Consider the following 19,894-nt stretch of genomic DNA (forward strand, 5'->3'; position numbering starts at 1 on the left):
GGCGGCGGACCTGAGAGGTGCGGACGGCGGAGGGGGTGGGTTCGGACCGGGCGGACGGCTGCGGGGCGGGGCGCGGAGGGGCGGGGCCGGCCGTGGTGGACGGTGCCGACCGGCGGTGTGGGCGGTGTGGGCGGTGCGGGCGGTGCGGGCGGTGCGGGCGGTGCGGGCGGTGCGGGACGGGGCTCGTGCGCGGGTGGAGACAGGGCAGGGCCGGCGGGTACGGGGCCGGGCGGGTGGCGGGGCGTCAGGACGCCGGCGGTTCCAGGGGGGCGAGTACCAGCAGCGGCGTGCCCGCCTCCACCTGGTCGCCCGGTCGGGCGAGGATCTGCCGGACCACCCCGTCGACCGGGGCGGGGACACGTGACTCCATCTTCATCGCTTCCAGGGCGAGCAACGGCTGCCCCGCCGTGACCTGTTCGCCCGGAGCCACGTTCAGCTGCCACACCGACGCGGCGAACTCGGCCTCGATCAGCCGGCCGCCCTCCGGGACGCTCACCTCGGCGGCCGGAGCCGGTGGGGCCTGGGCCGCCGCCGCGCGGGTGAACTCGCCCGCCGCCTCCCAGGCGTCCCGTTCGGCGGAGAACGCGCCGCCCTGCCGGCCCCGGAACTCCGCGATCGACTCGGCGTTCTCGGCGAGGAAGGTCTCGTACGCGGCGAGCGAGAAGGTGCCCTCCTCGACGCGCGGTACGAAGCGGCCGGAGATGATGTCGGCCCGCAGCTCCAGGAGTTCGTCCGCCTCCACCGGGTACCACTTGATCCGGTCGAAGAAGCGCAGCAGCCAGGGCGAGCCCGGCTCGAACGCGCCGCGCTGCTGCCACCCGGACCACACCTGGGTCGTACGGCCGACGAACTGGTAGCCGCCGGGGCCCTCCATGCCGTAGACGCAGAGGTAGGCGCCGCCGATCCCGACCGAGTTCTCGGCGGTCCAGGTGCGGGCGGGGTTGTACTTGGTGGTGACCAGCCGGTGGCGCGGGTCGAGCGGGGTGGCGACCGGCGCGCCCAGGTAGACGTCGCCCAGGCCGAGGACCAGGTACTCGGCGTCGAAGACGGTGCGGTAGACGTCGTCCACCGAGTCCAGGCCGTTGACCCGGCGGATGAACTCGATGTTCCAGGGGCACCAGGGAGCGTCGTCGCGGACGCCGGCCATGTAGCGGGCGATGGCCTCGCGGGTGGCCGGGTCGTCCCAGGACAGCGGGAGATGGACGGTGCGGGAGGGGACGACGAGCTGATCGCTCGGGGGCAGGGCCCGGACGGTGCGCCGTACGGTGTCCAGGAGTTCGCGCTGGGGGAGCCGGCGCGGGTCCGCCTGGATCTGGAGCGAGCGGATGCCCGGCGTCAGGTCGGTGACGCCGTCGAGATCCGCGGCCGCCACCGCCTCCATCAGCGCGTGGACCCGCATCCGCAGGGCGAGGTCCAGTTGCATGGGACCGAACTCGACCAGCAGGTTGTCGTCGCCGCTGCGGCGGTACGTCACGTCGCCGTCCCGGGCGAGGACCCCGCCGTCGACGATCGCGGGCCGCGCGGAGCCGTCGTCGGCGAGCGGTGCGAAGCGCACGGTGTCGCCGGGGCGGAGCTGGCCGAGCTTCCAGCGTTCCGTGCTGACGACGGTCGCCGGGCACACGAAGCCGCCGAGGGAGGGGCCGTCCGGACCGAGGAGCACCGGCATGTCGCCGGTGTAGTCGACGGCCCCGACCGAGTAGGGGGTGTCGTGGATGTTGGACGGGTGCAGTCCGGCCTCGCCGCCGTCGGTGCGGGCCCAGCGGGGCTTGGGACCGATGAGCCGTACGCCGGTGCGGGCCGAGTTGAAGTGGACCTTCCAGTCGGCGGCGTAGAAGTCGTGGATGTCGTCCTCGGTGAAGAACTCCGGTGCGGCGTGCGGTCCTTCGAGGGCGCCGATCCGCCACTCGGCGGTGAAGCCGGGCCGTTCGGCGGGGGGCACGGGTGCCCCGGGTCCGGCGACCGTGCCGCCGTGCAGGACGTCACCGGTCCGCAGGGTCCGGCCCCCGTGGCCGCCGAAGCGGCCGAGCGTGAAGGTGGAGGCGCTGCCGAGGAAGGCGGGCACGTCCAGGCCGCCGCCCGCGAACAGGACGTAGGTGCGCAGACCGTGCCCGTCGGGCGCCCCGATGTCCAGCACCGCCCCGGCCGGTACGGTCACCGGCTCCCACTGGGCGACGGCGGACCCGTCCACGGTGACCGGCGCGGGTGCGCCCGTGACGCAGACCGTCGTGGCGTGGGTGAACCTCAACGCCGGTCCCCGCAGGGTGCATTCGAGGCCCGGTGCGCCCTCGGGGTTGCCGAGCGCGCGGTTGCCGAGCCGGAAGGAGAGGTCGTCCATGGGGCCGCACGGCGGTACGCCGACCTGCCAGTGGCCGGTGCGTCCGGGCCAGTCCTGCACGGTGGTGAGCGTGCCGCCGGACACGACCTCGACGCGCGGGGTGGGATCGCTCACGCCGGCCAGCGTGGCGGTGGAGTGCGCCGCCTTCCGGAAGGACGGTTCGGCGAGCGCGGCCCGTACCAGGCCGAGGTTCGTCTCGATGCCGTCCACGCGGGTCGCGGCCAGTGCCTCGTCGAGGCGTTCCAGGGCCTCGGCCCGGTCCGCCCCGTACGCGACGACCTTCGCGAGCATCGGGTCGTACGAGGTGGTCACCTCGGTACCCGTCTCGACCCAGCCGTCCACGCGGACCCCGGCGGGGAACTCGACCCGGGTCAACAGGCCCGCGCTGGGCCGGTGTCCGCGCGAGGGGTCCTCGGCGTAGACCCGCGCCTCGACGGCGTGACCCCGCGGCGTTCCCGGGTCCCGTACGACACCGGACTCGCCCCGGGCCAGGCGCAGCATCCAGGCGACGAGGTCGACGCCGTAGATCTCCTCGGTGACCGGGTGTTCCACCTGGAGGCGGGTGTTGACCTCCAGGAAGTACGCCTCCTCGCGGGCGGCGTCGTAGACGAACTCGACGGTCCCGGCCGAGCGGTAGCCGACCGAGGCGCACAACTCGCGTGCGGCGGAGGCGAGTTCGGCACGTATACGGGAGGGCAGGCCGGGGGCGGGCGCCTCCTCCAGGACCTTCTGGTTGCGGCGCTGGAGCGAGCAGTCGCGGTCGCCGAAGGTGACGACGCGGCCCAGACCGTCGCCGAAGACCTGCACCTCGACATGGCGGGCGTGCTCGACCAGTCGCTCCAGGAAGACCCCGGCCGAGGAGAAGGAGGCCGCCGCGACGCGCTGCACCCGGTCCCAGGCCTCGGTCAGTTCGTCGGCGGATCGACATGCCGACATGCCGATGCCGCCGCCACCGCCGGTGGCCTTGAGCATGACGGGGTAGCCGATGCGGCCGGCCGCGTCCAGCGCCTCGGGAAGGCCGGGGAGCAGTCCCGTGCCCGGTGCCAGCGGCACCCCGGCCGCCTCGGCCGCCGCTCGCGCGGTGTGCTTGGCGCCGAACAGCTCCAACTGCTCCGGCGTCGGTCCGACGAACACGATCCCGGCGTCCTCGCAGCGCCGCGCGAACGCCGCGTCCTCGGACAGGAAGCCGTATCCGGGGTGGACGGCCCCGGCCCCGGTGTCCTTGGCGGCCTTCAGGACCAGGTCTCCGTCGAGGTAGGACTCCTTCGCGGGGGCGGGGCCGAGCCGTACGGCCTGGTCGGCGAGGCGGACGTGGGGGGCCGCGCGGTCGGCGTCGGAGTACACGGCGACGGTGCGCAGGCCCAGTTCGCGGGCCGTGCGGATGATCCGGACGGCGATCTCGCCGCGGTTGGCGACCAGGAGGGTGTCGAAGCTCATGCGGAGTCCCCGATCGTCATCGCGACCGCGGTCGGCTCGAAGCCGTTGCACGGGTTGTTGATCTGGGGGCAGTTGGAGACCAGCACGATCACATCGCGTTCGGCGCGCAGGGCCAGCCGCAGTCCGGGGGCGGAGATGCCGTCGACGATGCCGAGGGTGCCGTCCTTCTCGACGGGCACGTTCATGTACCAGTTGATGTTGGACACGAGATCGCGCTTGCCGAGGCCGTACCGGGCGCCCTCGGTGAGGAAGTTGTCGACGCAGGCGTGCTGGGACCAGGTGTGGTGCCCGTAGCGCAGGGTGTTCGACTCCTTGGAGCAGGCGCCGCCGACCGTGTCGTGCCGGCCGACCTCGTCCTCGACGACGGTCATCAGCGGAGTGTGCTCGTTCGACATCAGCACGCTGCCCGTGGTCAGGAAGATGTTCCCCTGGGCCTGGATCGTGTCGGGCGCGCTGTAGCGGACGGCGGTGTCCGCGGCGTCGTACACCAGGAAGTCGACGGCCTGGTTGCCGTGCAGGTCGGTGACGGTGAGCGTCTGGCCGGCGCGGACGACGGCGGACCAGGCGGCCCGGGCCGGGACGGTGACGTGCGTCATGCGAGCCCCCTCGTGGCAAGGAATTCGGCGGTGTTGAGGAAGGCGCGGCGGCCCTCGGGTGTGGCCTCCCACAGCGGGTCGCCCGCCGCGGTCGCCCGCGCGCGCCAGGCCAGCACCTCCAGCGGGGTGCTCGTGTAGGCGGGGCGCGGGTCGGCCGGGTGCGGCACGTTCGCGATCAGCACGGTGACGTCCTGCTCGGCGCGCAGGGTGACGGCGGCGCCGGGTCCGGCCGAGCCGGTGAAGTCCGGCGAGCCGTCGTCGCGTATCTCCACGCCCTGGAAGAAGGAGAGCGAGGGCGGCAGATCGCGGGGTGTGAGCCCGTTCTTGGCGGCGGCCAGCTTGAACAGCTCGCGGCCGGCCGGGGACGCGGACTGCGGGGTCCCGTCCCCGTAGCGCTCGGTGTTGCGTACGAGCGTGGAGGTGCCGCACAGGGCGTCGTGCCGGCCGGAGGTGTCGGCGACCACCGAGGCGAGCACGCGGCCCTGGTCGGACAGGAGCAGCCGCCCCGCGCCGAGGTAGGCGTTCCACTGGACCTTGACGGTGTCGGCGACGTTCAGGCGTTCCCACGGCCGGTCGGCGACGTACAGCAGGAGGTGGGCGCAGGCGTCGCCGGTGAGGTCGGTCAGGCGCAGTTCGGTGCCGCGGGCCAGCACCTTGTGCGTGTAGTTGCCGCCCGCCACGGTCTCGGCCCAGACGAGCGGGCCCGCCTCGCGCGGCGGGGCCGGCCAGTCGTCCGCGGGGACCACGGGCATGGCCTCGGCACGGGTGCCCTGCTGGGCGCGGGCGTGATCGCGTGCTCCGTGGGTGGTCGCTGTCGCCATCGCGGGTCCTCCGGCTCCTCGGTCATTTCTGTCGCGCGACAGAAATTAGGGGCGAGGTGGGTCGCGGCCATGTCCCGTGTGTTGCCGCGCGGTTACCGGTCCCTCACGTGGGGCGCGCCGCCGGTGAGGGGCCCCGCGCGGCGCGGACCGGTGTCCGCGGAGCGCGCCGGGGCGTCCTGTCGGGGCCTGCCGGGTGTGCGAGGATCGAACGCATGGGAACGGATGGCGGACGCCGGGTCGGCAGGCCCCGGGCCGCGCAGCGGCCGGACAGCGGGCTGACGCCGCGCGCCGAACTGCTGGACGCCGCCGCCGAGTTGTTCACGACGCGGGGATACGCGGCCACCACCACCCGTGCCGTCGCCGAGCGGGCGGGTATGCGTCAGGCGTCCATGTACCACTACGTCACCGGCAAGGAGGAGTTGCTCGCCGAGCTCCTGGAGTCCACGGTGACCCCCTCCCTGGCGTACGCCCGTGAGCTCCTCGCCGACGACGCGGCGCCCGCGGAGGGCCGGCTGTGGGAGCTGTGCCGCACCGACGTGGAGGTGCTCTGCGGGGGGCCGCACAACCTCGGCGGTCTCTATCTGCTGCCCGAGGTGCGCACCGAACGCTTCGCCGGCTTCCACGCCGTGCGGGCCGAACTCAAGGACACCTACCGTCAGTTGCTGGCCGCCACGGCGGCCGGCGGCGCGCTCGCCAAGAGTGAGCTCGATCTGCGGACGGATCTGCTGTTCGGGCTGATCGAGGGCGTCATCCTCGTGCGCCGCTCCGATCCGCAGCGCCCGGTGTCGGCGTTCGCCGAGGCCACGGCGGACGCGGCGCTGCGCATCGCCGGGGTCTGAGCCTCCGAACCGCTTCACCCACGCCGTTCGTATGCCCGTACGTCATCACGCAGAGTGTGTGAATGGGGGCGCAGCGTGTAAATGGGGCTGAGGGTACTCCAGTCTTATGGGCGGTTTCAGGTGCTTGCTGAATATGACACAGCGTTGATCCGGTCGGACTAAGCTCGCCCGCGGCGCACCGAGTTGGGATGTATTCGTGCGCTTGTTCCCAAAGGTTCCGAAGATCGGGTTTGACCCGTACCGATCTGTTCCGTTTCCCCCGCAAACCTCCCCCACCCCCAGCCGACTCGTCTCAGAGGGCATACATGGTGAGTGTTCAATCGCCTCCCGGTGACAGTGAACTTCCCTACGCGCGCGTGCTGTTGCTGCCGGCCGTGCTCATGGCGGTGGCCACCGGCGCCGCCGTCGCCGCCGTGACGGAGCCGGCCAAGGGTGCGGTGGCCCTGTGCGGCGGCTTCGCCACGCTGCTGGTCATCGCGATCGGCGGCGAAGCCGTCCGCCGCGGTCGCGTGGCCCGTGAACTGCGGGCCGACTTCGCGCGTCGCGCCGCCTCCCTGGAGCAGCGCGTCGCCGCGCACGACCAGGAGATCGTGCGCTTCACCCGGGAGGTCCTGCCGTACGCGATCGACCGGCTGCACGACGGGGACTCGCCCTCGGAGGTCGTTCGCACCCTGGGCCGCGACAACCCGGACTTCCACGAGATCGCCAAGTCCCAGAAGGACCTGCTGAAGCAGCTGCTCAAGATCATCGACGCCGAGGAGTCGATGCGCGACGCGGCACAGCGCTCCTTCGTCAACATCGCCCGGCGCGTCCAGGCCATCGTCCACCAGCAGAACAACGAACTCCGCGAGATGGAGGAGGACCACGGGCGCAACCCCGAGGTCTTCGACGACCTGCTGCGCATCGACCACGGCACCGCGCTGATCGGCCGGCTCGCCGACTCCATCGCCGTGCTCGGCGGCGGCCGCCCCGGACGCCAATGGCCCGAACCCGTACCGCTGTTCAGCGTCCTGCGCGGCGCGATGTCCCGCATCCTGGAGTACCGGCGCATCGAGCTGCACAACATCGTCGACATCGCCGTCAACGGCGTCTCCGTCGAACCGCTCATCCACGCCCTCGCCGAGCTCCTGGACAACGCCACCCGGTACTCACCGCCCCACACCAAGGTGCACGTCACCGCGATCGAGGTGCAGACCGGCATCGCCATCGAGATCGAGGACGGCGGCGTCAGCCTCAGCGACGAGGCCCGCGGCAAGATCGAGGAGCTGCTCCGGCTGGCCGCGGCGGGCGTCGACCCGAACATCATGGGCCAGGCGCCCCGGCTCGGCATGGCCGTCGTCGGACGACTCGCGCAGATGTACAGCATGCAGATCTCGCTGCGGCAGTCCGCGTACGGCGGCGTCCGCGCCGTCCTCGTGGCGCCGCGCGACATGCTCACCACCGACTTCGCCCCCGGTCTCGCGCACGGCATCGGGGCCACCTCCGTGGCCGGCATCGACAACGGCGGTGTCGAGGGCCCGGCGCGCAAGCCCAAGAAGCGCAAGCCCACCACCGGTCCCCGCATCCCCTCGTCGAGCGGCGACCCCCGTGAGGACGACGTCCCGGTCGTCACGGAGTGGACGCCGGGCGGCCTCCCGCAGCGCCGCAGCCGGATGAAGGTCCCGCTCAGCCGGCGGTACGCCGAGGCGCGCGCCGAGCAGGAGGCCGCCGAGGCCGCCGCCTCGTGGGAAACCGACCCCGGTCCGCAGGAGAAGGAGCCCGAACCCGGGCTGTGGGTCGAGGCGTTCATGAACGGGCTCAAAGGCGACCCGGATCCGACCGCGTTCAGCACGGACAACCAGCCGGCCCCTGCCGAGGCCGACGACGAAGGGGACCGCAAGTGATCCAGCAGCGAGCCAACTTCGACTGGATGCTCAAGGAACTCGCCGACGGAGTGCCGGGCATCCAGCAGATCGTGGTGCTCTCCGCCGACGGACTGCGCATCGCCCGCTACGGCGGCGACCCGGACGCGGCCGACCGGGTCGCGGCGGCCTGCGCGGGCCTGCAGAGCCTGGCGGGAGCCGTCGCGGGCGAGATCCCCAAGAGCGACGGCCGGATGCGGATGGTCATCATCGAGATCAACGGCGGCTACTTCTACCTGATGTCGGCGGGGCCCAACGCCTACCTCGCCGTGCTCGCCAACCAGACCGCGGAACCCGGCCTGATGAGCAACCGCATGCGCGACCTCGTCGTGCGGATCGGCGCCCATCTCACCAGTCCGCCGCGCCGCAACGGGCAGACCGTATGACTCCTCCCCAACGCCGTCGGCGCCAACCCAGGGAGCGGCCTCCGGAACCTCCCGCGCCGCCCACCCCTCTCGCGGGCCCGCGCGGCCCCGAGGGGGAGGAGGGGCAGGGCAAACCGAAGAACCCGGAACGCCTGTACGTGCTCACGGGAGGCGGTGAGGACGGTGACCGGGCCGAGGTCGACCTGGTCACGCTGGTCGTCGCCCGTGCCGTCACGCCGCCGCCCGCCACCCAGCCGGAGCAGTCGGCACTGCTGCGGCTGTGCAGGACCCCCCTGTCCGTGGCTGAGATCTCGGCCTATCTCAATCTGCCGTTCAGCGTGGTGACCGTCCTGCTCACCGAGCTGCTGGCGGCCGAACTGGTCCAGGCACGCGCCCCGATCGTCCGTCAGGCGCTCCCCGACCGTTCCCTCCTCGAAGCGGTGATGCATGGACTTCAAAAGCTCTGACACCATCACGGGCCCTCGTGCCGAGGACCACCTCCCGCACACGGCGCAGGCCGCGGTGAAGATCGTGATCGTGGGCGGCTTCGGAGTCGGCAAGACGACCATGGTGGGCTCCGTCAGCGAGATCAAGCCGCTGACGACCGAGGAGACCATGACGCAGGCCGGCATCGGAGTCGACGACAACTACGGGTCCGAGACCAAGACCGCCACCACGGTGGCCATGGACTTCGGTCGGATCTCGATCACCGACCAGCTGGTGCTCTATCTGTTCGGCACACCGGGCCAGGAGCGCTTCTGGTTCCTGTGGAACGGCCTGTTCGAGGGAGCGCTCGGCGCGGTCGTCCTGATCGACACCCGCCGGCTGGAAGTCAGCTTCGACGTGATCGGACGCCTGGAGGAGCGCGGTGTTCCGTTCGTCGTCGCGGTCAACGACTTCCCCGACGCGCCCCGGTACCCGGTCGAGGACCTGCGGGCCGCGCTCGACCTCGCCGAGGAGATCCCGATCGTGCGGTGCGACGCCCGCCGCAGGGCGTCGAGCCGGGACACCTTGATGACCCTCATGCGGTTCCTGCATTCCTTGGCGATGACCTCGGCGGACAGCTGAACGCCGTACCGTGAAGACGGCATCCGTACGCCAACTGCCCATCCACAGAACGTATTTGAGCTTCGGAGCGATCACTGTGACGACCGAATCCCATTCCCCCGCCGGTACGGAAGAACCCGCCTTCGGCCCCCCGCCGGGCTGCCCCGCCCACGGCATCGGCCCCGGCGACCCTCCGGGCGGACTGCGTCGCCTGTACGGGCCCGAGGCCGAGGACCTGGGCGCGCTGTACGAGAAGCTGCGGGCCGAACACGGCGCCGTCGCACCCGTGCTGCTGCACAACGACGTACCCATCTGGGTGGTCCTCGGCCATGCCGAGAACCTGCACATGGTCAGCACCCCCGCGCACTACGCCCGCGACAGCCGGCTGTGGACCGCCGTCCGGGACGGCACGGCGGGAGCCGACCACCCGCTCGCCCCCCATATCGCCTGGCAGCCCATCTGCTCCCACGCCGAGGGCGACGAGCACCTCAGACTGCGCGGCGCCGTCACCGGCGCCATGTCGACCATCGACTTCCGCAGCCTGCGGCGCTACATCAACCGCGCCACACAGCGCCTGGTCAACGCGTTCTGCCCGCTCGGCAAGGCCGATCTGGTCGGACAGTTCGCCGAGCATCTGCCGATGTCCGTGCTCTGCGAGATCATCGGCATGCCCGAGGACTACAACGACCGCATGGTGCACGCCACCCGTGACCTCCTCAAGGGCACCGACACGGCCATCGCCAGCAACGAGTACGTCATGGGACTGCTGACCCAGCACACCCTGCGGCGCCGCGCCGAGCCCGAGGACGACTTCACCAGCCACCTCATCAACCACCCGGCCCGGCTCACCGACGACGAGGTGGCCCAGCACCTGCGGCTCGTCCTGCTCGCCGCCTACGAAGCCACCGCCAACCTCATCGCCAACGTGCTGCGCATGCTGCTCACCGACCCGCGTTTCCGTGCCCAGCTCAACGGCGGCCAGATGACCGTGCCCGAGGCGGTCGAGCAGTCCCTGTGGAACGAGCCGCCGTTCAGCGCCGTCCTCGGCTACTTCGCCAAGCAGGAGACGGAGCTGGGCGGTCAGCGCATCCGCAAGGGCGACGGACTGCTGTTCGGGATCGCGCCCGGCAACGTCGACCCCCGGATCCGTCCCGACCTGGCCGCGAGCATGCAGGGCAACCGCTCCCACCTCGCCTTCGGCGGCGGCCCCCACGAGTGCCCGGGACAGGACATCGGCCGTGCCATCGCCGATGTCGGCGTCGACGCCCTGCTGTTGCGGCTGCCGGACGTCGAACTCGACTGCGACGAGAGCGACCTGCGCTGGCGGAGCACCATGTCCTCGCGCCACCTCGTCGATCTGCCCGTACGCTTCGAGCCCAAGCCGACGCAGGACGTCATGCAGCGGCCGTCCGTGCGCGCACTGCCTCCCCAGCGGTCCCACTGGCAGGTCACCACCGACAGCACGGCACCGGCCGCACCCGCACCGCAGCCGACGGCCCCCGAGCCCGTCCCGGCCACGCCGCCCGCCGGCCGGCTCGGCGCCTGGCAGCGCCTCCTGCGCTGGTGGCGCGGCTACTGATCCCCGGCGCCCGGCGCCCGCGGCCCGGGCCGCCGAACCCCGGTGTCCCGGGCCGACCAGGCCTCGTACGAGGTCCACGCCTCCAGCGTCCGTCCGCTGGCGAACCGGTGGGCCCGGCCGGTGACCGGATCGGTGAACTCCAGCGTCCGCGCCAGCAGTTGCAGCGGACGCCGGAAGTCACCGGCCGGCACGGGTCCGGTCACCACCGGGTACAGCGGGTCGCCGAGGATCGGCACGCCCAACGCGCTCATGTGGACCCGGAGCTGATGGGTCTGCCCGGTGCGAGGAGTCAGCCGGTAGCGCCCCAGCCCGTTTTGGTGCTCGACCAGGTCGATCCCGCTGACGGCGTTCGGCTCGCCCGCCACCTCCCGGGCGGCCATCACCCCGCGCTCCTTCAGGATGCGGCTGCTGACCGTGCGCGGCAGGGCGAGACCGGAGTCGTACGGGGCCACGGCCTCGTACTCCTTGCCGATCAGCCGGTCGCGGAACAGCGACTGGTACGCGCCGCGCTCCCCGGGCCGTACGGTGAACAGCACGAGCCCCGCCGTCAGCCGGTCGAGGCGGTGCGCCGCGCCCAGCTCCGGCAGGTCCAGCTCCCGTCGCAGCCGGGCCAGAGCCGTCTGGACGACGTGGCTGCCGCGCGGCGTCGTCGCCAGGAAGTGCGGCTTGTCGGCGACGACGATGTGCTCGTCCCGGTACACCACGTCGAGCGGGAACGGCACCGGCTCCTCGTGGGGCAGCTCCCGGTGGAACCACAGGAACATCCCCGGCGCGTAGACGGCTTCGGCGGTCAGCGGCCGGCCGTCCGCGCGGACGATCAGGCCCTCGCCGATCATCGTGTCGATGACTCCGTCGCCCGCCGCGAGCCGCTCCACCAGGTACGCCCGCGCCGTGGCCCAGCTCCCCTCCCGCGGCAGTCTGATCCGCACGGGGTCGACCCCGTGGCGCTGCGGGAGGGGAGCGGGCGGGATCCTGGGCTTGCGTCTCACCCGGTCAAGCGTACGAGGCCGGAACCACCTCGGGAGACTTTGCCGCCGTCGCCCGCGCCCGGTACGCCCGGTACCCCGCTCCCGCGACCAGGGTCACGGCGAGGAACAGCACGGTGAACCACTGGAAGTACCAGTGCCCGCCCGCCGGGTCGTACACCGCGGCACGCGGCCAGGCCAGGTTGACCGTCATGAAGAGGCCGTAGACCAGGGCGAGGGCGTTGACGGGGACGCCCCAGCGGCCGAGGGAGAAGAGCGGCGCGCCCGTCTCGTCGGCGCCTTCCGCGGTGAGCCGCCCGCGCAGACGGCGCACCAGCAGCGGCCCGGTGACCATCGCGTACGCCAGGTACAGCATCACGATGCAGGTGGTGCCGATCGCGAGGAACGCGTCCGGGGAGACGAAGTTCAGGAGCAGCAGGGCGGCGGCGAGGACGCCGACGACCAGGGCGGGGGCGCTCGGCATGCCGGTGCGCGGGTCCACCTTCGCGAGACGGCCGGAGAAGGGGAGCTGTCCGTCGCGGGCCATCGAGAAGAGCATGCGGCAGGCGGCCGTCTGGATCGCCAGGGTGGCCACCGCGATGGCGACCACCACGTCGGCGAGCAGGGCCCGGCCGACCCCGTCGCCGAGGCTGCTGGTCAGGACGTAGCTGAGTCCGTCGACGCCGAGCCTGCCGTCGGTCAGGCTCGGGGCGGCGAGCAGTCCACCGAGCACGATCAGCCCGCCGAGCAGGCCCGCCGCGCCGAGCGCGGTGAGGATCGTGCGGGGCGCGGTCCGCTTCGGGTGGTGGGTCTCCTCGCTCATCTCTCCGGCGCTGTCGAAGCCGATCATGACGTACGCGGCCATGAACGAGCCCACCATCAGCGCCCCGAACAGTCCGGTGCCGCCCCCGCCGGTGTGGAAGGTGATGCCGGGGGAGCGCTCGGAGTGGGTGAACAGCAGCACGACGATCAGGACGGCGCCGATGATCTCGGCGGTGACGCCGATCCGGTTGACCGCCGACATCACACGGTTGTCGAGGACGTTCACCAGCGTCGTCAGGACGAGCAGGACGACGCCCAGGACGGCCGCGTTGGCGGCGCCGTCGGGGCTGGTCGGGGCCGGATCGTCGCCGATGAGCTGGAATCCCGGCCAGATCGCTGGCAGGACCATCTGAAGGGCCAGCGCCGCCGCCGCGACCACCACGATCTGCCCGATCACCATGATCCAGCCGGCGAACCAGCCGAAGGAGGGGTTCGACAGGCGCGAGGACCACTGGTAGATCGCGCCGGAGATCGGGTAGCGCGCGGCGAGTTCGGCGAAGCAGGCGGCGACGGCGAGCTGGCCCGCGAACACGATCGGCCAGGTCCAGAAGAAGACCGGGCCGCCGAAGGCGTACCCGAAGGCGAAGAACTGGAAGACCGTGGTGAGGACGGAGATGAAGGAGAACCCGGCGGCGAACGAGGCGTACCTGCCGAGGCTGCGGTGCAGCTCCTGGTGGTAGCCGAACTCGGTCAGGGAGCGGTCGTCCGGGGAGTCGGGCGGATCGGGGCGTACGTCGGAGGGAGCGGTGGTGGTCACGGCGGCACCTGCCTTCGGCGCGGAGGGCGAGCGGGATTCCTGTCGGGTGACAGAAATTAGGGAGACCCTGTTTCACCCGCGTGACGCGGCCGTGTCGGCGGCGGGCCCAATTCCTCACGGCCTGCCCGCCGTTGTCCCGGGAGCCGGGCCGGATCCGGCCCGTCGCCGGCTTCGGCCCGGTTCAACCGGGCTGTGGTCGTGGGCCGTTCGGCGATGTCCGGGCATCCCGACCGGGGTGAGGTGCTCAGCCGGACGGGCGCGCCGCTCGCGCTCGCGCTCCTGCCGGAGGTGGCGGCGGTACGGCCGTCGATCCGTACGTTCCGGTCGTACCGGGGCCCGGTCCGGCCCGCCGGGCGGCCGGCCGCCGGACGAACGGCACCCGCGTGAAACGTCAGGAGGCGGACCCGCGTGATGCGGGTCCGCCTCCTGACGTTTCACGCGGCCGGGGGTGACGAACCGGGTCAACCTCCTGACCGGGTACGGGAAGTGTCCGGCGTCAGGCCGGTACCTCCTGCTCCGCCTCCACCTGGGCGTTCCAGTCGCGCTTCGCGGCCTGCCAGCCGTCCTCGTTGTGGCCGAGGCGCCAGTAGCCGGAGATGGACAGGTCCTCGCGCGGGATCTGGAGCTCGACCCGCAGCAGCCTCCGCAGCTCCTTCACGAAGCCCGCCTCGCCGTGCACGAACGCGTGCAGCCGGCCCTCCGGGAACTCCAGGGCCCGTACGGCCTCCACCAGGGCCGTGCCGACAGGCCGGTCGCCGCGGTGCAGCCAGACGACCTCCGCGTCGGAGTCGATCTTCTGCTCCTCCTCGGGCCCGGAGACCTCCACGAAGGCGCGGACCGTGGCGCCGTCCGGCAGCGACTCCAGCGCGGCGGCGATCGCGGGCAGCGCGCTCTCGTCGCCGGCGAGCAGGTGCCAGTCGGCGCCCGTGTCGGGCGCGTACGCGCCACCGGGGCCCATGAACCGGACGACCTCGCCCGGCTGCGCCCGCAGGGCCCACGGTCCGGCGAGCCCCTCGTCCCCGTGCACCACGAAGTCCAGGGTCAGCTCGCGCGTCTCGGAATCCCAGGCGCGCACGGTGTACGTGCGTGTCACCGGCCACTGCTCGCGCGGGAACTCCTCGCGGATGCGCTCCAGGTCGAAGGGCTCGGGGTAGGTGACGCCCGCGGGGCCGAACAGCAGCTTCACGTAGTGGTCGGTTCTGCCGCTCGTGGCGAAGTCGGCGAGAGTGCCGCCGCCCAGCACCACCCGTTGCATGTGAGGGGTCAGCCGCTCGGTCCGCACGACCTTCGCGGAGTGGGGCTTCCGGGGCTTGCGTTCCGGGCGCTCTGCCATGACTGCCTCCTGATTCACATGGTTAGGCTTACCTAAGTTAGCACCTCTCTCTGTGTGATATCCAGGATGAACCGGCAGCAGTCGTGCCAGATCGGTTCAGCTATGTCTGCGGTGTCGTGGTCGGCTATACCCGCAGTGTCGTGAGCAGACGGTGCAGTGAGCCGCCCAGCCCCCAGCGCGCGGCCAGTTCGTCCAGCGCGGCCGGACGGCGCGGCGCGTGCGGCAGCGCCGTGTCCACCTCGGGAAGCGGCACGTCCCCGGCGACCTTGACGACGGTCGGCGCCACGGCGATGTACGGCCGTGACTCGTCGAGCCGCTTGCGCTGCGAGGGTGTCAGCCTGGCCTCGGGGTCGTCGACCGCGGCCATGATGCCGGCCAGGTCACCGAACTCGGCGAGCAGTTTGGCCGCCGTCTTCTCGCCGATGCCGGGCACTCCGGGCAGCCCGTCGCTCGGGTCGCCGCGCAGCAGCGCCAGATCCGCGTACCCCGGACCGTCGACCCCGTACTTCTCGCGCAGCCACGCCTCGTCGGTGAGCTGGAGCGTGCCGACGCCCTTGAGGGGATACAGCACGCGCACCCCCCGCGCGTCGTCGACGAGCTGATACAGGTCGCGGTCGCCGGTGACGATGTCGACCGGACCGGTGGCGCGACCGGTGAACGTGCCGATCACGTCGTCCGCCTCGTACCCCTCGACGCCCACGCGCGCGATGCCCAGCGCGTCCAGGACCTCCTCGATGACGGGCACCTGCGGGGAGAGCGTGTCCGGCACCTCCTCCTGGTCCGGGCCGGTCTCCGTCTCCACCGCGACCCGGTGCGCCTTGTACGACGGGATCAGGTCGACCCGCCACTGCGGACGCCAGTCCGCGTCCATGCAGGCCACCAGATCGTCCGGACGGTGGTCCTTGACCAGGCGGTCGATGAACTCCAGCAGTCCGCGCACCGCGTTCACCGGTGTGCCGTCCGGGGCCTTCACGGATTCCGGCACGCCGAAATAGGCGCGGAAATACAGCGAGGCGGTGTCGAGGAGCATGAGTCGTCGCGTCGGAAGTGTCACCTTCCGCATCATGCCGTACGCCACTGACAGTGACCTGGGCCACTCCCGTGTTTGCTCCGTGTAAGCGGGGGCAGGCGCCGCCACTGACGAACGCGGTTGTGAATTCAACCGTCATCGGCAGCCGGGAACACGGGCCGTCCTTCCGTGTGCACCCCTGCCCCGACGAGAGGCACCTGTGTCATCCAGGCTTGAGGCCGACCATCTGTACAAGGTGTTCGGAAGACGACCGGAAGCGGCGGTGGAACGGCTCCGTCAAGGGGCCGACCGTGAGGAACTGCGCGCCGACGGCACCACCGCCGCCGTGATCGACGCCTCCTTCACGGTGGAACCGGGCCAGATCTTCGTCGTCATGGGCCTGTCCGGATCCGGCAAGTCCACGCTGCTGCGCATGCTCAACGGACTGCTGGAGCCCACCGCGGGACACGTGCGCTTCGACGGCCAGGACCTCACCGGGCTCAGCGCTCGCGAGCTGCGCGAGGTCCGCTCCCGGAAGATCAGCATGGTCTTCCAGCACTTCGCGCTGTTCCCGCACCGCAGCGTGCTGGAGAACGCCGGCTACGGCCTGGAGGTCCAGGGCGTACCGGCCGCCGAACGCCGTGAACGGGCGGCCGTGGCACTGGAACTGGCCGGACTCGCCGGCTGGGAGAAGTCCTGGCCCGACGAACTCTCCGGCGGGATGCAGCAGCGCGTGGGTCTCGCCCGCGCGCTCGCCACCGACGCCGATCTGCTGCTCATGGACGAGTCGTTCAGCGCGCTGGACCCGCTGATCCGCCGCGACATGCAGGACCAGCTCCTCGAGCTCCAGAAGAAGCTCGAGAAGACCATCGTCTTCATCACGCACGACCTCAACGAGGCGATGCGCCTCGGCGACCGCATCGCCGTCATGCGCGACGGCCGCATCGTCCAGGACGGCACCGCCGAGGACATCCTCGTCCGGCCCGCCGACGACTACGTCGCCTCCTTCACCCAGGACGTCGACCGCTCGCGGGTGCTGACCGCGGGCGCCGTCATGGACACGGACCTGCGCGGCGACGAGGCCGACTGCGCCTGCGAGACCGCCACGCCCGACACCCCGTTCGTGGACCTCTGCGCGATGAGCGCCCGCCTCCCGCACCCGGTCGCCGTCGTCGACAAGAAGCACGCCCTCGTCGGCGTCGTCCCGTGGCAGCGGCTCGTCGGCTTCCTCGGCGACGAGCAGGGCGGCCCCGGGACCTGTCCCGGCGGACAGGACAGCGGACAGGACAGCGGACACGGCAAGGGGGTGAAGGCCCATGCCTAGGATCCCCTTCGGTGACTGGGTCAACGACGCGGTCGACTGGCTGCTGAACCACATGGCGTGGCTCTTCGACTTCCTCAAGACCGTCTTCACGGGCACCTACGACGCCATCGACGCCGTCCTCCAGGCGCCCCAGCCGCTCCTCCTCGCCGGCATCTTCGCCGTCATCGCCTTCTGGCTGCGCGGCACTTCGGCCGGTCTGCTCACCTTCGCCGGATTCGCCTTCATCGACTCCCTCGAACTGTGGGAGGACGCGATGGTGACCCTGTCCCTGGTCCTCGTCGCGACCCTCATCGCGCTCGTGGTGTCGGTGCCCGTGGGTATCTGGGCGGCCCGGTCCGACCGGGTCAGCGCCGTCGTCCGGCCGGTTCTCGACTTCATGCAGACGCTGCCCGCGATGATCTACCTCATCCCGGCGATCCTGTTCTTCGGAACCGGCGCCTCCGCCGGCATCGTCGCCACCCTGATCTTCGCGCTGGCCCCCGGTGTCCGCATGACCGAACTGGGCATCCGCCAGGTCGACGGGGAACTGGTCGAGGCCGCCGACGCGTTCGGCACCACCCCGCGCGCCACCCTGCTGCGCATCCAGCTTCCGCTCGCCCTGCCCACCGTCATGGCGGGCGTCAACCAGGTCATCATGCTGGGCCTGTCCATGGCCGCCATCGCCGGCATGGTCGGCACCGGCGGCCTCGGCGGCGACGTCAACGAGGCCATCGGGCAGTTGAACATCGGCCTCGGCTCCGAGGCGGGCGTCGCGATCGTCATCCTCGCGATCTACCTCGACCGCATGACCGGCGCGCTCGGCACCCAGGTCTCCCCGCTCGGCCGCCGTGCCGCCGCCAAGGCGCGCGCCGCGCGGGGCCTGAGGGTCTGGTCGTACCGTCCCCGTCCCGTCGTGGCCATGGCGGGCGTCGTCGTGCTCGCGCTCGTCGCGGGCGGGATGGGTGTCCTCGGCGGTGGGGGCACGGCCGCCACCGCCGCCGACGGCGAGAACGTCGGCCAGGGCGAGAAGGTCACCATCGGCTACATCCCCTGGGACGAGGGCGTCGCCTCCACCTTCCTCTGGAAGGAGATCCTGGAGGAGCGCGGCTACCGGGTCGACGTCAAGCAGTTCGACGCCGGGCCCCTGTACACCTCGCTCGCCCAGGGCGACATCGACTTCGAGACCGACTCCTGGCTGCCGACCACGCACGCCGAGTACTGGAAGAAGTACGGCAAGCAGCTCGACGACCTGGGCTCCTGGTACGGCCCGACGTCCCTGGAGCTGTCGGTGCCCGCCTACATGAAGGGCATCGACTCCCTGGAGGACCTCAAGGGCAAGGTCGGCACCTTCGACGGAAAGATCACCGGCATCGAGTCCAGCGCCGGAATGATGGGCCTGCTCAAGAGCAAGGTGCTCAAGGCGTACGGGCTCGACGAGGAGTACGAGGTCGTCGACAGCTCCACGCCCGCGATGCTGGCCGAGCTGAAGCGCGCGTACGCCGCGAAGAAGCCGATCGTCGCCACGCTCTGGTCGCCGCACTGGGCCTACAGCGACTACAGGCTGAAGAAGCTGAAGGACCCCAAGGGCGCCTGGGGCAAGGGCGACGGGGTGCACACGCTGTCCCGCAAGGGCTTCGCGCAGGACAACCCGGTCGTCGGTAAGTGGCTGAAGAACTTCAAGCTGACCGAGAAGCAGCTCACCGGCCTCGAGGCCGAGATCAACAAGGTCGGCAAGGGCAGGCAGCAGGACGCCGTGCGCGCCTGGCTGAAGAAGAACCCCTCGGTCGTCGGCGAGCTTGCCCCCGTCAAGAAGGCCGCCGCCGCCCCCGCCGAGGCGAAGCGCCCGCTGGACGTCGCCTGGTTCCCCTGGGACGAGGACGTCGCCGTCACCTACCTCTGGAAGAACGTGCTCGCCCGGCGCGGCTACACGGTCGACCTCAAGCAGATGGACGTCGGCCCGGTCTACACCGGCCTGGCCTCCGGCGACCTCGACCTGAATTTCGACGCCTGGCTGCCCTACGCCCAGTCCAACTACTGGGAAGCGCACAAGGACCACCTGAAGGACCTGGGCACCTGGTACGAACCGACCTCCCTGGAGATCGCGGTCCCCTCGTACGTGAAGGACGTCCGGTCCCTGGCCGACCTGAAGGGCAGGTCGAAGACCTTCGGCGGAAAGATCATCGGTATCGAGCCCGGCACCGGTGAGATGAACCTCCTGAAGAAGAAGGTGCTTCCGGGCTACGGCCTGGACAAGGAGTACGAGGTCGTCGACGGCTCCACGCCCGCGATGCTGGCCGAACTGAAGCGCGCGTACGCCGAGAAGAAGCCGGTCGCGGTCGTGCTGTGGTCGCCGCACTGGGCGTACAGCCAGTACGAGCTCACCAAGCTCACCGACGACAGGAAGCTGTTCGGCGAGGGCAACACGATCCGGACCATCGCCTCGGAGGAATTCCCGGGCCGGTACCCGAAGCTGGCCGGGTGGATCAAGGACTTCAAGATGAGCGAGGCCGAACTCGGCGGCCTGGAGGGCGAGATCAAGCGGCGCGGCCAGGGGCACGAGGAGGAAGCCGTCGCCGCGTGGCTCGAGGAGCACCCGGACATGGTGCGGCGGATGACTCCGCGGTAGCGGACGAGCCGTCCACGCCGGGACGCGCCGAGCGGTTCATTCCGAGGGGTGGGGGGGGGGGGGGGGGGGGGGGGTGGGGTGGGGGCCAGCTCATCCCCCACCCTGAGAAGCCCCGTGCCCCCGCCCGACCCACGCACGGCGCCAGCGAGCCCCACCAGG

General features: G+C 71.5%; 15 protein-coding genes. 8 read left to right on the forward strand and 7 right to left on the reverse strand.

Annotated features, from left to right (window positions below):
* Positions 1–244: 244 nt before the first annotated feature.
* Genes ACFYW9_RS27375 through ACFYW9_RS27385 form a run of 3 tightly spaced genes read right to left on the reverse strand, consistent with a single transcriptional unit; the run spans position 245 to position 5,189 of the window.
* On the reverse strand, positions 245–3,772 hold the full coding sequence (locus ACFYW9_RS27375; protein ID WP_389155462.1) for a 5-oxoprolinase/urea amidolyase family protein: 3,528 nt from the start codon (positions 3,770–3,772) through the stop codon (positions 245–247).
* Entirely contained in the window at positions 3,769–4,368 is a 600-nt protein-coding gene (locus ACFYW9_RS27380; RefSeq protein ID WP_389155465.1) for an urea amidolyase associated protein UAAP2, read from the reverse strand. The genes ACFYW9_RS27375 and ACFYW9_RS27380 overlap by 4 nt, the downstream gene beginning before the upstream one ends.
* A complete protein-coding gene (locus ACFYW9_RS27385; RefSeq protein WP_389155469.1) occupies positions 4,365–5,189 on the reverse strand; it encodes an urea amidolyase associated protein UAAP1 in 825 nt (274 codons plus the stop codon). The genes ACFYW9_RS27380 and ACFYW9_RS27385 overlap by 4 nt, the downstream gene beginning before the upstream one ends.
* Positions 5,190–5,401: 212 nt before the next feature.
* Between ACFYW9_RS27385 and ACFYW9_RS27390 the strand changes: the two genes are divergently transcribed.
* From ACFYW9_RS27390 to ACFYW9_RS27415, 6 genes are all read left to right on the forward strand, one after another.
* Positions 5,402–6,028: a helix-turn-helix domain-containing protein gene (locus ACFYW9_RS27390; protein ID WP_351863937.1), complete on the forward strand. Its 627-nt coding sequence runs from the start codon at positions 5,402–5,404 to the stop codon at positions 6,026–6,028.
* Between the two features lie 305 nt (positions 6,029–6,333).
* On the forward strand, positions 6,334–7,911 hold the full coding sequence (locus ACFYW9_RS27395) for a sensor histidine kinase (protein ID WP_389155474.1): 1,578 nt from the start codon (positions 6,334–6,336) through the stop codon (positions 7,909–7,911).
* Complete coding sequence (locus tag ACFYW9_RS27400) at positions 7,908–8,315, forward strand: roadblock/LC7 domain-containing protein (protein ID WP_326788791.1); 408 nt, start codon at positions 7,908–7,910, stop codon at positions 8,313–8,315. The genes ACFYW9_RS27395 and ACFYW9_RS27400 overlap by 4 nt, the downstream gene beginning before the upstream one ends.
* On the forward strand, positions 8,312–8,761 hold the full coding sequence (locus ACFYW9_RS27405; RefSeq protein ID WP_389155477.1) for a DUF742 domain-containing protein: 450 nt from the start codon (positions 8,312–8,314) through the stop codon (positions 8,759–8,761). Before ACFYW9_RS27400 ends, ACFYW9_RS27405 begins: the two co-directional genes overlap by 4 nt.
* Complete coding sequence (locus ACFYW9_RS27410) at positions 8,742–9,362, forward strand: ATP/GTP-binding protein (protein WP_351863929.1); 621 nt, start codon at positions 8,742–8,744, stop codon at positions 9,360–9,362. Before ACFYW9_RS27405 ends, ACFYW9_RS27410 begins: the two co-directional genes overlap by 20 nt.
* Before the next feature lie 76 nt (positions 9,363–9,438).
* On the forward strand, positions 9,439–10,920 hold the full coding sequence (locus tag ACFYW9_RS27415; RefSeq protein ID WP_389155481.1) for a cytochrome P450: 1,482 nt from the start codon (positions 9,439–9,441) through the stop codon (positions 10,918–10,920).
* On the opposite strand, the gene ACFYW9_RS27420 is transcribed toward ACFYW9_RS27415, so the two are convergent.
* The 4 genes from ACFYW9_RS27420 to ACFYW9_RS27435 all read right to left on the reverse strand — a co-directional run bounded on the left by ACFYW9_RS27420 (position 10,914) and on the right by ACFYW9_RS27435 (position 15,860).
* Positions 10,914–11,909, reverse strand: a complete 996-nt coding sequence (locus tag ACFYW9_RS27420) for an RluA family pseudouridine synthase (protein WP_389155484.1) — start codon at positions 11,907–11,909, stop codon at positions 10,914–10,916. The genes ACFYW9_RS27415 and ACFYW9_RS27420 overlap by 7 nt on opposite strands.
* 4 nt (positions 11,910–11,913) lie before the next feature.
* On the reverse strand, positions 11,914–13,464 hold the full coding sequence (locus ACFYW9_RS27425) for an amino acid permease (RefSeq protein WP_351863921.1): 1,551 nt from the start codon (positions 13,462–13,464) through the stop codon (positions 11,914–11,916).
* A 496-nt stretch (positions 13,465–13,960) separates the two neighbouring features.
* Complete coding sequence (locus ACFYW9_RS27430) at positions 13,961–14,797, reverse strand: siderophore-interacting protein (protein ID WP_389155488.1); 837 nt, start codon at positions 14,795–14,797, stop codon at positions 13,961–13,963.
* A gap of 124 nt (positions 14,798–14,921) precedes the next feature.
* On the reverse strand, positions 14,922–15,860 hold the full coding sequence (locus ACFYW9_RS27435; RefSeq protein WP_328674305.1) for a 5'-3' exonuclease: 939 nt from the start codon (positions 15,858–15,860) through the stop codon (positions 14,922–14,924).
* A gap of 166 nt (positions 15,861–16,026) precedes the next feature.
* Here ACFYW9_RS27435 and ACFYW9_RS27440 point away from each other — a divergent pair, with 166 nt between their 5' ends.
* Positions 16,027–17,130 carry a glycine betaine/L-proline ABC transporter ATP-binding protein gene (locus tag ACFYW9_RS27440; RefSeq protein ID WP_389155491.1) on the forward strand — a complete coding sequence of 368 codons (1,104 nt, stop codon included), beginning with the start codon at positions 16,027–16,029 and terminating at the stop codon, positions 17,128–17,130.
* On the forward strand, positions 17,123–19,735 hold the full coding sequence (locus tag ACFYW9_RS27445) for an ABC transporter permease/substrate binding protein (RefSeq protein ID WP_389155494.1): 2,613 nt from the start codon (positions 17,123–17,125) through the stop codon (positions 19,733–19,735). Before ACFYW9_RS27440 ends, ACFYW9_RS27445 begins: the two co-directional genes overlap by 8 nt.
* Positions 19,736–19,894 lie beyond the last annotated feature (159 nt).

Origin of the sequence: Streptomyces sp. NPDC002698 (assembly GCF_042888945.1) — a bacterium.
GTDB lineage: Bacteria > Actinomycetota > Actinomycetes > Streptomycetales > Streptomycetaceae > Streptomyces.